Source organism: Brevibacillus brevis, from assembly GCF_022026395.1.
GTDB lineage: Bacteria > Bacillota > Bacilli > Brevibacillales > Brevibacillaceae > Brevibacillus.
On record NZ_CP041767.1, the window covers coordinates 1051992 to 1066076 of the forward strand.

General features: G+C 46.8%; 15 protein-coding genes, 1 riboswitch and 1 other annotated feature (1 of these 17 cut by a window edge). Of the genes, 11 read left to right on the plus strand and 4 right to left on the minus strand.

Translation table 11 applies throughout. The annotated features are described in order from the left end of the window. Nucleotides 1-164: a binding site (T-box leader), on the plus strand; it begins 96 nt to the left of the window's first position. A gap of 96 nt (nucleotides 165-260) precedes the next feature. Next, a complete protein-coding gene (ilvA, locus tag FO446_RS05350; RefSeq protein ID WP_221868762.1) occupies nucleotides 261-1508 on the plus strand; it encodes a threonine ammonia-lyase IlvA in 1248 nt (415 codons plus the stop codon). A 181-nt stretch (nucleotides 1509-1689) separates the two neighbouring features. Beyond that, complete coding sequence (gene yhfH, locus FO446_RS05355; RefSeq protein WP_173611374.1) at nucleotides 1690-1851, plus strand: protein YhfH; 162 nt, start codon at nucleotides 1690-1692, stop codon at nucleotides 1849-1851. A gap of 117 nt (nucleotides 1852-1968) precedes the next feature. Here the strand turns inward: yhfH and FO446_RS05360 are convergent, their stop codons facing one another. After that, nucleotides 1969-2334: a hypothetical protein gene (locus FO446_RS05360; RefSeq protein WP_229087959.1), complete on the minus strand. Its 366-nt coding sequence runs from the start codon at nucleotides 2332-2334 to the stop codon at nucleotides 1969-1971. A gap of 95 nt (nucleotides 2335-2429) precedes the next feature. Between FO446_RS05360 and FO446_RS05365 the strand changes: the two genes are divergently transcribed. The 3 genes from FO446_RS05365 to FO446_RS05375 all read left to right on the plus strand — a co-directional run bounded on the left by FO446_RS05365 (nucleotide 2430) and on the right by FO446_RS05375 (nucleotide 5109). Further along, nucleotides 2430-3002, plus strand: coding sequence for a hypothetical protein (locus FO446_RS05365; protein WP_221868761.1), 573 nt, complete (start codon nucleotides 2430-2432; stop codon nucleotides 3000-3002). 94 nt (nucleotides 3003-3096) lie between these two features. Beyond that, nucleotides 3097-3660, plus strand: coding sequence for a biotin transporter BioY (locus FO446_RS05370; protein ID WP_237900063.1), 564 nt, complete (start codon nucleotides 3097-3099; stop codon nucleotides 3658-3660). Nucleotides 3661-3768: 108 nt separating this feature from the next. After that, nucleotides 3769-5109, plus strand: a complete 1341-nt coding sequence (locus FO446_RS05375; RefSeq protein WP_173611378.1) for a cytochrome P450 — start codon at nucleotides 3769-3771, stop codon at nucleotides 5107-5109. Between the two features lie 191 nt (nucleotides 5110-5300). Here FO446_RS05375 and FO446_RS05380 read toward each other — a convergent pair whose 3' ends face one another. Both FO446_RS05380 and FO446_RS05385 read right to left on the minus strand, forming a co-directional pair. After that, nucleotides 5301-6686, minus strand: a complete 1386-nt coding sequence (locus FO446_RS05380; RefSeq protein WP_221868759.1) for a sensor histidine kinase — start codon at nucleotides 6684-6686, stop codon at nucleotides 5301-5303. Then, nucleotides 6687-7406, minus strand: coding sequence for a response regulator transcription factor (locus FO446_RS05385; protein ID WP_007721564.1), 720 nt, complete (start codon nucleotides 7404-7406; stop codon nucleotides 6687-6689). Nucleotides 7407-7597: 191 nt separating this feature from the next. Between FO446_RS05385 and FO446_RS05390 the strand changes: the two genes are divergently transcribed. Beyond that, nucleotides 7598-8928 (plus strand): IS1182 family transposase gene (locus FO446_RS05390; RefSeq protein WP_237901043.1). Its coding sequence is split into 2 segments (ribosomal slippage): nucleotides 7598-8138 and nucleotides 8138-8928, totalling 1332 coding nucleotides; the frame shifts between segments, so codons are not numbered across the junction. A gap of 262 nt (nucleotides 8929-9190) precedes the next feature. Here FO446_RS05390 and FO446_RS05395 read toward each other — a convergent pair. Next, entirely contained in the window at nucleotides 9191-9712 is a 522-nt protein-coding gene (locus tag FO446_RS05395; protein ID WP_221868758.1) for a C40 family peptidase, read from the minus strand. Nucleotides 9713-9716: 4 nt separating this feature from the next. Then, a riboswitch (cyclic di-AMP (ydaO/yuaA leader) is annotated at nucleotides 9717-9856 on the minus strand. Between the two features lie 318 nt (nucleotides 9857-10174). Here FO446_RS05395 and FO446_RS05400 point away from each other — a divergent pair. The 5 genes from FO446_RS05400 to FO446_RS05420 all read left to right on the plus strand — a co-directional run bounded on the left by FO446_RS05400 (nucleotide 10175) and on the right by FO446_RS05420 (nucleotide 14079). Next, nucleotides 10175-10579, plus strand: coding sequence for a LiaF transmembrane domain-containing protein (locus FO446_RS05400; protein WP_173611382.1), 405 nt, complete (start codon nucleotides 10175-10177; stop codon nucleotides 10577-10579). Between the two features lie 64 nt (nucleotides 10580-10643). After that, nucleotides 10644-11339 (plus strand): PspA/IM30 family protein, encoded by a 696-nt coding sequence (locus FO446_RS05405; RefSeq protein WP_173611383.1) that lies wholly within the window; start codon nucleotides 10644-10646, stop codon nucleotides 11337-11339. 94 nt (nucleotides 11340-11433) lie between these two features. Further along, a complete protein-coding gene (locus FO446_RS05410) occupies nucleotides 11434-12012 on the plus strand; it encodes a class I SAM-dependent methyltransferase (RefSeq protein ID WP_173611384.1) in 579 nt (192 codons plus the stop codon). A gap of 14 nt (nucleotides 12013-12026) precedes the next feature. Next, nucleotides 12027-12917, plus strand: a complete 891-nt coding sequence (liaF, locus tag FO446_RS05415; protein ID WP_232774579.1) for a cell wall-active antibiotics response protein LiaF — start codon at nucleotides 12027-12029, stop codon at nucleotides 12915-12917. Between the two features lie 13 nt (nucleotides 12918-12930). Continuing rightward, complete coding sequence (locus tag FO446_RS05420; RefSeq protein ID WP_173611386.1) at nucleotides 12931-14079, plus strand: HAMP domain-containing sensor histidine kinase; 1149 nt, start codon at nucleotides 12931-12933, stop codon at nucleotides 14077-14079. Nucleotides 14080-14085 lie beyond the last annotated feature (6 nt).

The following is a 14085-nucleotide window of genomic DNA, read 5'->3' on the forward strand; positions in this document are numbered from 1 at the left end:
ACCTTGGAGCATTGTCCTGGAAAATCAGCTTGTTTAGCCAGTGAGTATAGGACAACGAATTCGTCCTCGTTATCGGACGGGAGTTTCATAGTGAACTGCCAAAGTCTGTTTTTCGTGAGGAAGACAGAGAAGCTGAGTGGTACCGCGATGCCCTCGCCTCAGCCAGCCGTACGCAAATTGTGCGTAGCTGGTTTGGGGCGGGGGCTTTTTGATTTGGTCTGGTCCTTACTACAATTGAGAAACTTGGGAGGAACATATACATGCATACGGTCAGAGTGGAAGACATCGTAGTAGCCAATCACGCATTGAAAGACGTGGTGGAGAAGACACCTTTGCAAAAAAATAAAGTACTGTCTGAGCGCTACGGCTGCAACGTGTATTTGAAAAGAGAAGACTTGCAGGTCGTTCGTTCCTTCAAAATCCGCGGTGCTTATCATTTTATGCGGAATCTTTCCACAATGGAGCGGGAGCGTGGTGTCGTCTGTGCGAGTGCGGGCAATCATGCGCAGGGTGTAGCCTATTCGTGTAACCATTTGCAAATCAAGGGCACGATCTTTATGCCAGCGACCACCCCGCGCCAAAAAATATCGCAGGTCAAGCTGTTTGGCGGCTCCTATGTAGAGGTTGTATTGATCGGTGACACTTTTGATGATTCTTTCGCAGAGGCGATGAAATATTGCATTCAGGAAGATCGGACCTTTGTCCATCCGTTTGACGATCCATTGGTGATAGCTGGACAAGGAACAGTCGGTCTGGAGTTTATGAATGACATGGAAGAACCAGCTGATTTCGTCTTTATGAGTATCGGCGGAGGTGGATTGGCTGCGGGTGTGGGCACGTACGTAAAAGGCATCAGCCCGCACACACGGATCATTGGTGTGGAGCCGGCAGGAGCAGCTTCGATGCAAGCCGCTCTGGAGCAGAACGATGTTGTCACCTTAGATGAAATTGACAAGTTTGTTGATGGTGCAGCCGTCAAGCAAGTGGGGCAGCTAACGATGAGTATTTGCCAGGAGCTACTGGATGACATCGTGCTCGTCCCAGAAGGCAAGGTGTGCACAACCATTTTGGAGTTGTATAACAGCAATGCCATCGTTGTAGAACCAGCAGGTGCCCTGTCGATTGCCGCTCTCGATTACTACCGGGATCAAATCGCCGGGAAAAACGTAGTGTGTGTCATCAGCGGGGGAAACAACGACATTGACCGGATGCAAGAGATCAAAGAGCGATCGCTGCTGCATGAGGGCTTGAAGCACTACTTTGTCATCAATTTCCCACAGCGTGCCGGAGCCTTGCGAGAGTTTATGGAAAAAGTATTGGGGCCACACGATGACATCACACGCTTTGAGTATACGAAAAAGAACAACAAAGACAATGGTCCAGCACTGGTTGGCATTGAAATGAAATGCAAGGATGACTATCAGCCATTAGTCAGTCGGATGAAGCAGCATGGTATCCGCTATGTAGAGATTACGAATGATCCGTATTTGTTCAATCTGCTGATTTAGGCCTTTGTGTTACAACAGATGCGGAATTTGCAAAAATGTATGAATACAGCGAAAAGAGGAGCAATAAAGAGAAAATGAGCGAGAGAGAAAGATAAATCGGCGTAATGTATTATAACAAACTTTTATAAAACAGATGCTGTTGTAATACAATACAGATAATAACACACGGGGGGTTTTAATCATGACGCCGATCACTAATTTCTTTCGCAATCTCGAAGCAAAATGCTGTGCTGCCTGCGGTCAAATGATTCACGAACAAGCTGAATCGTATGCAACAGAATGCGCACCTTGCCAAGAGCAAGCATCCTTTGACGCTTACAAACACTATCATCAAAAACGCTAATACAAACATGAATACCGGATAAAACAGGTGTACCACAGGGCATGAGCCATGGCAGGTATACCTTTTTTTTGATTCAAAGAAAAAGCCGCTGTTCCATAACAACGGCTTTTTCGCATGTCAGCGCGGTTTATCGGCGTGCTTTGCAGCTTCCTGCTTGACGTAATCAATCAGCCCCAATTGAAAGCCTTCCTGTGCAAGAAGTCGTTTGGCTTCATACGTACTCGCATAGTAGGCTTGGACATGCGGGTCGTTGTCCAGAACGTAACGACACGCCTGATCACGAGACAGCTCCTGGTACCAGTCTGTCTGTTTGATTTGGTCGACGAGATCCTCATACGCAGGTTCTGGCTTTTTCCATGGATTCAAACGATGAATAATTTCACCAAGGATTGCAACAACGATTAGAATTCCAATTAAAAACATGGCTGTCACCTCAAAGGTTGGATCACTCTCATGGTACCACTCTCCTGAAGGCGTCGCCATGGGGAAGTCGGTCTGCTTGCAAAACAAGGAGAAAGCAGGCATGCTATATACTGTAAAAGAAAGGGCCCGAATGCCTGGGAAAAGGAGGGCGCGAGATGTTTCATCCGCTTGTTTTTGACAATATCAGGGTTGTGTTGGAAGGTGCGGTATACGACCGGGACTTCGAAGGGGCAATCACGATTACGAACCGTTCGGATGTCATGGATATGGCTACGTTCCATCGACAGTTTCAGATCGAATTCAAATTGGCTGATCAACATGATTATACCGCAGCTGTCCGTGCTGAGATGCAGCTTCGTACCCAGTTAGCTGATATTGCAGCCGAACAGCTGGAACAACCGTTGACAGAGCATATCGGATGTACGATTTGCATCCATTTTTACTTGCAGCTGGAAAATTACAGAGATGTGCCGGCAGAAGCGAGAGAAGTCACATCGATTCTTAATGACATTTGGGGGCAACGGCCGTATATTACACAGAAAGTATCGGCCAAGTTAGAGGAGCATCGAATCGATTGGCCGCCGAAGCAAATCACCAACCAGGTAACGCTGGATTTTCATCGGAAAATTGATGAAGGCAACATCGATGACCTGAACGAATTAATCGATCATACGGTTCAGTCACTTCAAAAGCTGCAGTTACACATGAATCAACAAGCAAAAAGGTAAGCGGGCAGAACGGGGATTTACAAAAGGGCAGATGCGTATTATTATTTTGTTAACCTTATCATATTTTTAGTTAACAAAACGGAGGCTAGTACGCATGAGAAACGAACGCTTGAGATGGCTATTGCTCTCTGCCATTTTTGCTGCAATGACTGCGGTATTGTCGCAGGTGACGATTCCCTTGCCGTTGATTCCGATTACTGCGCAGACGTTAGCAGTAGGACTGACGGCGACCATTTTGGGAAGAAGATACGGGACACTGGCTCTGGTTATTTACGTTTTGCTCGGTGCAGTCGGATTGCCTGTATTCAGCGAGGCAAAAGGCGGCTTGCAGATATTGGTCGGAAAATCCGGCGGGTACATATTTGGGTTTATTGTCACCGCTTATGTGACCGGGCTCTACTTGGAGAAAACAAGATTCAACCTGAAAAACGCCATCATCGCCAATATCATTGGCATGTTTGTCACACTCGCTTTTGGTACTGTACAGCTCAAATACGTTATGGACATTCCATGGGATAAAGCTGTTGCTTTTGGTGTAACGCCTTTCCTCATTGTAGGGGTTGTCAAAGCAGTTCTGGCTTCTCTAATTGGCATCAAGGTACGCGAGCGACTGATTGCTTCTCGTCTGTTGCGCACAGAGCAACCTGTTCCACGATAAACAAAATGATTTCGTCAGCCATCCGAAGTTCGGGTGGCTTTTTTCGCATAATCTCCTTATCGTGCCGGATACTATCGGTAGGATTTGCAAGTAAAAAGGAGGAGACGTATGAACATCACGATCACCGGCCCAAAGGGTCTTCCAATCTCAGGGAATTTGATGGCATTTCGCCGATCGCCGCTTCAGTTCATCCGCGACGCTGCAAAAGAGCATGGGGAAGTCGTTCATTTTCGCTTCGGTCCTTCCCGCCATATTTATCTGTTAACGAATCCGGATCACATCAAAGAGGTTTTGGTCAGCAAACAGGCGCATTTTCGAAAAGGGAAAGGACTACAGGTTGCGCGAGCTGTTGTAGGAGATGGAATTCTTACCAGTGAAGGAAAAAAGCATTTGCGACAACGGCGGCTTATGCAGCCAGCTTTTCATCGAGATCGTATCGCCACCTACGGAGACGTGATGGTCCGGCAAGCCGTTGATCTCATGTCGGATTGGAAAACCGGGGAGCTCCGCGATATTCACTCGGACATGATGAAAGTAACACTTGCGATTATTACGGAGACGATGTTTGGCAAAACCGTCAAGGAAGGGGCCGATCAGATTGGACATGCCATCGATGTCGGTTTGAAATACGTGGCAAACAAAGGCTCCTCTTTTATCGACATTCCGTTGTCCGTACCTACCAAAAGCAATCGGGAGTTCCTGGAGTCGAGTGAGCTGCTGGACAAAACGATCTACTCTTTGATCGAAGCTCGGCGCAATAGCGAAGGAGAAGAGCATAAGGACTTGTTGGGGATGCTTTTGGCAGCGCGTGATGAAGATGATGGGGAAGGAATGACAGACGAGCAGGTTCGCGACGAGGTCATGACCATTTTTGTAGCGGGCCATGAGACGACTGCGAATACGATGTCGTGGATTTTCTATTTGCTGGCTACTCATCCCGAGGTGGAGAAAAAGCTGCATGACGAGTTGTCGACCGTACTGTGTGAAAAGCTGCCGACGGTCGAGGATATTCCGCAGCTGAAGTATACGAATCTCATTGTACAGGAAACGCTGAGGCTCTATCCTGCGGCATGGACGATAAATCGGGAAGTGGTAGATGAGGTTGAGATCGGCGGTCACACGTACAAGCCTGGAGAAACACTGATGATGAGCCAATATGTCATGCACCGTGACCCACGCTATTATGACCAGGCTGAACAATTCATTCCAGAGCGTTTTGACAGCGACCTCTTAAAAAGAATTCCAGCCTATGCTTATTTCCCGTTTGGTGGCGGGCCGCGTGTTTGTATCGGGAATAACTTTGCTTTGATGGAGGCAGCTTTGCTACTGGCGACGATTGCACAGCGATATCGACTAAGACTGGCTGAACCGAATCAGGTAGTGGAGCCCGAGCCGTTGGTCACCTTGCGTCCCAAGAACGGACTGCCGATGCGTTTGGAAAAGAGATAGAAAAAAATGGAAGTTGAGGGGCAAAAAAAGAGGCATCTTATCACTACGGTTTCGCCGATTGTGTCAGATACCGAACTGGGGGTTATTTATCACTGAAAGCAACATGCTTACAAAAATTATTTTACTAGTAAAATATAAAGAAATAATTAACTGAGAATAAATCTATATAAAATAAGGGTAGCTTGTGAAAGCTACCCGTGGAAGAAGGGGATGGTGAAGGAGAAACTGCTTCCCATTCCCAATTCACTGTTTACCATCAGATCTCCGCCGTGAAGCCGGACGATGCTCTTGCAAATCGTCAAGCCTAAGCCTGTACCGCCACTGTTTCGATTTCGTGATTTTTCCGCCCGATAAAACTTGGTGAAAATTTTCGGTAAATCTTCAGCGGCGATTCCTTCTCCTTTGTCGATCACAGTAAAAAGGACATGCCCTTCTCGCTGATCACACGTAAGGTAAATGGAGCCATCCGGTTTGTTGTAGTGGATAGCGTTGTTTAACAAATTTTCCATGACACGCCGCAGCTTGGTCTCATCTGCTTCGATGTGTAGTTCATTGGAGATGCGTAGCTTCCATTGAAAGGTGAGACCTGCCTCTTTGATTCTTGGCAAATAGTCCTCAATGATTCCTCTCAAGAAGCTTTTGACATGAATGCGGTTAATACTGAGTCGAACTTCGGAGCTTTGAGTGGTGAAGTCCTGCAGCTCATCCAGCAGCTTTTCCAAGTCCGTCGTTTTTAGCTCGATTTTGCCCATCTGTTTCTGTATTTTGGTCATATCCGTCACACGACCAGAGCCGATATATGACGCATACCCTTTGATCGTGGTGAGAGGTGTGCGGAAGTCGTGGGCGATCGAAGCGATCATTTCTGCCTGTCTTTCTTCCGCTAAGCGAAGCTCATCCACCATTTCCCCGAAATATCGAAAGAGTTGCCCAAATTCATCATGCGATCGATACGTAAATGTGACCAGACGCTTCCCTTCCTGAATTTCTTGGGTGACGCGCGATAATTCGTTAACCGGCCTTAGTATCCAGCGAACGAACAAAGCGAGCAGAACCAATCCCACCAGACTAATGCTTCCGTAAATAAACCAGAGCATCATGGAAACCCCTGTTGTAGCCATCATGTCGTAATCATCTGTGTAGAAATAAACAACGATCTCCCCTGTACGCGGTGGCTCCTGCTGAAAATGGTACTCAGCGACCACTTTGAGGTCACTTTGTTTGGCAGAATCGCCACGACTTGATGCGGAGGGGGAAGGCATTTTCAAATTATAGGCGCGTGATGTTTTGCTGTAGATGGTGTTTCCATTGGCATCCTTTACGAGCATGCGGTACATCACGTCGTCTGGCAACTGCTTTTCAAGCTCCAAACGTTCGATTGGGTCCTTGAAATTACTGACGAGAAGCAATTGATTGAGCATGACCTTCTCTGCGGCTTCTTTCTCAGCCTGGTACTGATTATGCCGATCATTTTTGAGTTGAGCGACAATAATGTCTTGAAAAACAAATTTAAACAACAAGATGTTGAGTGTGATCAAGGCAATGAAGGAGAGCAAAACTTTATTGCGTAAGCTCATTTAAAGCTTCTCCCCGATAAATACGTAGCCTGTCCCCCATTGTGTTTTAATGAACTGACGTTCTGTTTCCAGCTTTTCACGGAGGTTTTTAATATGGACGGTCACTGTATTGAGCGAGCCATATCCATATCCCCAGACACGGTCATAAATTTGCTCTCTTGTAAAGACGATGCCCGCATTTTCTGCGAGGAAGGTGAGTAGTTGGAATTCCTTGGTAGATAGCTCAATCTTTTGATTGCATACATAAACGGAATACGTTTCTTTATGGATTTCCAGGTCCTTGAATTTCAAAACCGTAATCGGAGAGGAGGCCGTTTCCTTCTCAGGCTGCTCTTCGGTATGCTTGCGAATGCGCTCATAGCGACGAAGGTGGGCACGAATGCGAGCGAGCAGCTCTTCTGTATCAAAAGGCTTCGTGATGTAATCATCTGCGCCGATTTCGAAGCCGACTACTTTATCTACCGCTTTTCCTTTTGCACTGAGAAACAGTATAGGCAAATCCCACTCACGGCGAATTTGAGAGCAGAGCTCGTAGCCACTCATGTTGGGCATCATAATATCCAAAAGGATCAGGTTGGGACGCTCTCCTTGGCTGAGCAGCGAGAGTGCATCCTCTCCGCTCTCTGCGGAGGAAACGGTGAAGCCCTCGTTCTCCAAAATGTCTTCTAGCAGTTCAATAATCTCCAGATTGTCATCGACAATTAAAATGTGATCTTTCACCGGAACAACCCCCAGTTACTTCTATTAATAAGGAATACCATTCAAAGAATGGGCAGGCTGTCGAGAAAGTCGACAGCCATTTTTGTTTCACTTAATTTTAAAGCGACACCGCGTTAATTTGTTATAATTCTTATAATTACATTTAACAGTAGGTGATAATTGTGCTTTCCTCCAATGATAAAAATCCGCAAATGCATTACGAATTTGTGTGCCTCGATGAATTGGTCCCAGAGGACCATTTATTAAGGGTCATCCAAAAACATATAGATTTCTCTTTCATCCGAGAAAAAGTACGTCAATATTATTGCGAGGATAACGGTAGACCTTCCATTGATCCTATTGTTTTATTTAAAATGATTTTCATTGGATACCTTTACGGTATCCGCTCAGAGAGGCAGCTCGAAAAAGAAATCCAGACTAATATCGCCTACCGTTGGTTTCTTGGCCTTTCTTTAACAGATCGAGTTCCAGATCACACAACAATCAGTTGGAATCGTCGAACCCGTTTTAAAAATACAAATGTTTTTCAGGAGATTTTTGATGAAATTGTGCGTTTGGCGATTCAGCATCGAATGGTCGCTGGACGTGTATTGATAAGTGATTCCACGCATCTTAAAGCAAATGCGAATAAACGAAAATTTAAGAAGCATGTCATCGAGAAAACGAGTCGTGCCTATCTCAAAGATTTAGAGGCAGCAATTAATGAAGACCGCGAAGTACATGGAAAAAAGGATTAAAGCCTAGAGAGGGTGTGAAGGAAGAAAAGGAAATCAAGGTGAGTACTACTGATCCAGAAAGTGGCTACATGGTTCGAGACAGCAAGCCCGAAGGCTTTTTCTATCTCGATCACCGGACCGTCGATCATAAGTACAATATTATTACCGATGTCCATGTCACTGCTGGCAATGTCCATGATTCCGTTCCTTACATAGATAGGCTGAATCTCCAAATCGAGAAGTTTGGGTTTAAGGATACAATTGAAGCAATTGCATTAGATGCTGGTTACTTAACTACTCCAATCTGCAAGGCACTTCACGATATAAATGTATTTGCTGTCATCGGTCATCGTGCCTTTACACCTGTTAAAGGCCTTTTTGCTAAATGGCGTTTTAAATATGCTCTGGAGTCCGATGTGTACATATGCCCTCAAAAACATAAGCTTACTTATTCGACTACTGATCGAAACGGATACAGGATGTATAAGTCCAATAAAGAAATTTGTAAAACTTGTCCAAGGCTTACTGAGTGTACCCGATCTAAAAATCACCAAAAGGTGATAAGCAGGCACGTTTGGGAAGAGAGTAAGGAATGGGTTCGACAGAACCGTTTAAGTAAATCAGGGAAATATTTGTATAGATTAAGATACCAAACCATAGAGCGAAGCTTTGCAGATGCTAAAGAACTGCATGGGCTTCGCTATTGTAGGTTACGCGGACGTGAAAATGTCCAAGAGCAGGTATTGATGACAGCAACAGTTCAAAACATTAAAAAGATAGCACTACACCTAGCGAAAGCAAGTTAGGTGCAGGCTATCCTCTTTTTCAGCACTTCGTGCTGGAACAATACCAAAAAGAAATCCCCAAAATGGGGGTTTCTCTTCAGTCTGACCATTCAAAGAATGGGTCTTGTCTATCATAACATGCTTTGACCTGATCAGGGGAAGAAACCCCGTAAGTTATTAAGTTGTTCTAATATGTGAGGGTACCTCTTTAGACCAGGTACTAAATTTCGTCAGAAAAAGCCAGAGACGTAGTGTCCCTGGCTTTTATTATTTTGCCGAATGACTATTTTTTAGCTGGTTTTTCCGGCAACGATGCAGCTTGCACCGCTTTTTCCTTATTCGGAGTTTCTGCTTTCGCTAGAACAGGAACGCTGAGACGCTTGGCGCCTACATAACGCTTGCTCCAGTAGTATGGATCGCTCAACTTGGTGTTGACGACTCCACGACCAGATTCCGAGTGCACGAATGTGCCGTCTCCGATGTAGATACCCACGTGAGAAATGCTGCGACCGTTCGTGTTGAAGAATACGAGATCGCCTGGCTGCAAATCTTTTCTGGCTACCTCTGTACCTAATTCGTACTGGGAAGCAGAATTGTGAGGCAGGTCTACACCTAACGCATCAAATACGTAGCGCGTGAAACCGGAGCAGTCAAAGCCCTTTTTGGACGAGCCGGAAGATTTGTAAGGGGTACCGTACAAGTCACTGACTACTTCATTGAGAGTATTCTCCTCAGCAGCCTGTGCAGTGCCTGCCCCCATAGCAAGCAATCCAGCCATAAATAAAGATAAAACCATCTTGCGCAAAAGAAACTGCTCCCTTCGTGAGCCTACGAGGTTAGCTGAAGGGTTCGGTCGAAAGGACGCCCTAGGCTGCTAGGAGTAGCAACCATTCACCCCAAAAACGTGGTTCCCCCGTTTCCGCCAAGCGGAATTCGGCTATTTTTCGATGTTTTTTTACACGCACTCTTACGAAGATTCTACGCCAGTCCTTTATTTCCTTCTTTTTATCTGTTCGTTCACATATTCGTCACAAAGATGCCGTCAAATGCTGTAACGTTTTCGTTCGACAGTGCAAGCCGCCTTTCGACGCGTGCTTATTCTGTCTTGCGGGACAGCTCGTCCGATTAGGGCAGGAAATTGTCTCCGTCCAAGGACGGAGGGAAAAACCAACCGCACGCCCGTTATGGGAAGCCTATACCGAGGGCTACAATAAGGGCATAACGTTCCACAAGCACCACATGCAAAACGAATGGAGGTAAGCGAGTAATGAGCGAACGGTCTGGCAAAGTTCTACTCGGGCTGGTTCTGCTGCTAGTCGGTGGGTTGGTTCTTCTGGATCTGGTGGGTATCGATATCGGAGACTTGCTCGGGTTTATCATTCCCGGCGTGATCATGATATACGGTGCCAAAAAGATCATGGGACAAACCGGTTCACGTTTTTGGGGAATCCTGGTCTTCCTGTTCGGGTTCCTGATGTTGATTGGCAAGCTTGACCTACTGTTTCACGCGCTTCTGGCCATTGGGGTGATTTATCTGGGATATCGCTTACTGCGTCCCAGCCAAGAGCCAAAACAAGCGCCTCCTTCTTGGGAGCGTGAATGGGCCCAAAAAGTATTAAAGGAAGATACGCTGGACACTTGGGAGAGAAACGTAAGAAGACGCCCGCAGTAACGCCTATGTCGCAAGAGTCTTTTGGATGAACAATATGATGTGATATGATGAGGAGGAAAAAATAATGAGTATCTTTAAACGTTTGCGTGACCTGACAGTAGCTTCGGTAAATGATGCATTGGATTCCATGGAAGATCCGGTAGTAATGCTGAATCAATATATGCGTGACATGGAAGTAGAAATCGGACAAGTTGAAGTCGCGGTTGCCCGTCAGGTTGCACTGGAAAAGAAATTCCGTCAGCAATTGGATGAAGCCAATGCCCTGATCGAAAAACGCGATCGTCAAGTCAAGCTCGCCTTAACTGAGGGAGAAGACGAGTTGGCACGTCGAGCACTCGCTGACAAGAAGCAGTACGAAGGCCGGGCAGCGGAATATGAAACTCTCTACCTGTCAGCATCCGAGGCGGCTACACAAATGCGCGAGAAGCTGGCTGAGCTGAAGGAAGAGTTCTATAAAATGCGTGCGAAAAAGTTCACACTGATGGCACGTGCACAAGTAGCTCGTACACAAAAGCAAGTCAATCAAGCAGTTGTTGGTATCGGCAATCAGTCCGCAGGCCGTGGCTTCGCCCGCATGGAGGAAAAAGTCATGCGCATGGAAGCAGAAGCGCAAATGAGTGGGCAATGGCGCCAAACGAACCGCGCTTGGGAGAACGCTTTGTCTGACCTGGAAAAGGATGATCTCGATGCAGAACTTGCTAGCATCAAAGCATCCATTAATGAAGCAAAAACACCGGTAGCCAAACCAGTACAATCCTAATTCAACAGGAACTGGGGGACAAGGTGTAGAATAGATTGGGTCAATTCGGCAGCCTGTGTACATCAGGCTGCTTTTCCCCTAGGAGGTACGATTCTTGCAGGACTTCTTGGTCTTTTTGCGGCGGTTTATCGCTGAGCCTGGACGCGTCGGTAGTATAATCCCCAGCTCTCGTTTTTTATGTGAGCAAATGTTGAAAAGCGTCGATTGGGCTTCAACCGATGTGATCCTGGAGCTGGGACCTGGTACAGGGGCATTTACCCAAACGATCTATCAGCGCTTGCGTCCCGGCACACAGTACGTGCTTGTGGAACGAGATTCCCAATTTCGCTCTATGCTTCAATCACGTTTTCCCGATCTTCCTATCAGGGAGGAAGCGACTAAACTTAGGTCTTACTTGGAGGAGCAGGACCTTGTAGGTGCAGATGTCATTATCTCAGGTCTGCCATTCGCCAATTTTCCACAAGAGCTGCGGGCAGCAATTCTGGACGAAGTTCAATCTGTACTGAAGCCAGGGGGCCTATTTATTACATTCCAATATTCGCTACAACTCCAGGCTGAGTTGCAGGATCGTTTTCCCCGGGTTGAGATCGACTTTACCCTGTTGAACATTCCGCCTGCATTCATCTATACATGTCGTAATGGTCAAAGTGAAAACGATCAGCATGGGGCGTGAGAGAGGAGACTTTTGTGAAACTGTCCCGTTTGCACAAAATGTTGGCTGGTGTCCTGATTATTTTTACGGGAATCGGTCTTTTGTTAGACAGTTTGGGTATCATTTCGTTCGGTCTGTTTGATTTGTGGCCGATGGTGCTTATTTATTTCGGCCTTCGTTTGTGGGGGAATAAAAATCGGATTGGCGGAGGAATTTTATTCTCGCTGGGGACCATCATCGCGATGGATATGTGGTTTAGTGTCGGGATTGATGATTTGTTCCAGATTGCAGTGCCAATCGTGTTTATTTATTTCGGGTTTCAGTTGATTCGGGGCAAGAACAGCAGACGAGATCACCGTGTGAATCAGCCATTAGGCGAGAGTGGGACCCCATCTGCTGCGGAGACGATTTTGACTAGTGATGCGAGTATCCCGAATGACGTGAACGTTTCAACAGCGGAGCGCCCTTGGCTAGACAGCTGGAACAAATGGAAGCATGTTGGTGGAAAAATTCCTCATCACGAAAGCATGTCTTCATCCCCTGACGACATGCTGCCAAAAGATTCCCGCAGTTCTCTGATTGGGGATTATCACCTGACTTCCGGGCGTTTTGAACTGAATCACTTGCATGTCTGGCATGGAATCGGGGATGTTGTGATTGATCTTTCCCGGGCAGTGTTGATGCGGGATGAAGCGGTTCTTGTCGTAGAGGGCTGGGTAGGCGATGTGACGATTTATGTACCGGTCGATCTTCCTGTATCGGTAACGGCAGGGTTAAGTATTGGTGACCTGGAGGTGCTAAGCCACCGTCAGGGGGGGATCAACCGCAGTGTTAAGATTCGTTCTGATCAGTATGATGAAGCATTGCAAAAAGTAAACTTGCATATCTCGCTGCTTGTCGGCGATATAAAAGTCAAGTACATCTAGGAGGTACTGGCGGATGCGTCGACAGCGATTGGCAAGTATTCAGTGGCAATACGTGCGCTATGGCATGTTACTGGCCGTCAGTGCAGTTACTGCCGCGTTTATTTGTTTCTTTTGGCTATACTTTTTATGGAAAGATCACCCGGGGATTCATCGGTGGTACAACGAAGTAATCAGCGACCGCAACTTCGTGTGGTGGCTTGAAGAATATATAGGAATCAATCTCCCTGCCGATCCAGAGGGTTTGATTCAGCTTGCTGCTTTTGTTGTTTCTTTGCCTGCAGGTGTCTTAGTGGCATTGATCATTTCCTATATCGTCGGCAATTTGTTGAAAAAGAGACTCAGTGTACTGTGGGAAGCTGCCATGAAGCTTGGGCGCGGAATGCTGTCGTATCGGGTTCCCGAATTGGGCGTCGATGAAGTAGGCGAATTGGGATGGCAGATCAATCGCCTGGCTTCGCAATGGGAAGAGCAAGTAGCATCTTTGCAGCGGCTGTCGAACCACAATGCGGCTCTCGCAGAACAATTGAAGCATGCAGCGGTAACAGAGGAGCGACAGAGATTGGCGAGAGAACTGCATGACGCAGTCAGCCAGCAGTTGTTCGCTATCGCCATGACGACTGCGGCGATGAAACGGCTTGTCGAAAAAAATCCTCAACGTGCAGCCCAACAGATTGAATTGGTCGAGGAGATGGCAGCAGCTGCACAAGCGGAGATGAGGGCGTTGCTCTTGCATCTTCGCCCGGCTACGTTACAAAACAAGTCATTGAAGGAAGCCATTCTGGAACTTTTAGATGAGCTGACGCGTAAAAATACCATGCAGCTGGCGTGGGAGATCGAAGACGTAGAAGGCTTGCCGAGTGGAATTGAGGATCATCTGTTCCGCATTTTGCAGGAGTCCTTATCCAACACATTGCGGCATGCCAGAGCTACCCAGATTACAGTGAAGCTGTTTACATTGCAAGAGCAGGTTCGCCTGCGAGTAACGGATGATGGTGTTGGTTTTGATCCAGATGGGGAGAAAATGACGTCCTACGGTCTGCGCAGCATGCAGGAGCGCGTAGCAGAGGTCGGAGGCTCCATGGAGATTTACTCGGCGATTGGGAAAGGGACGCAAATTGAGGTGCGTATTCCTCTAATGTCACAGACGGAACGGGAAGGGTGAAGGCTC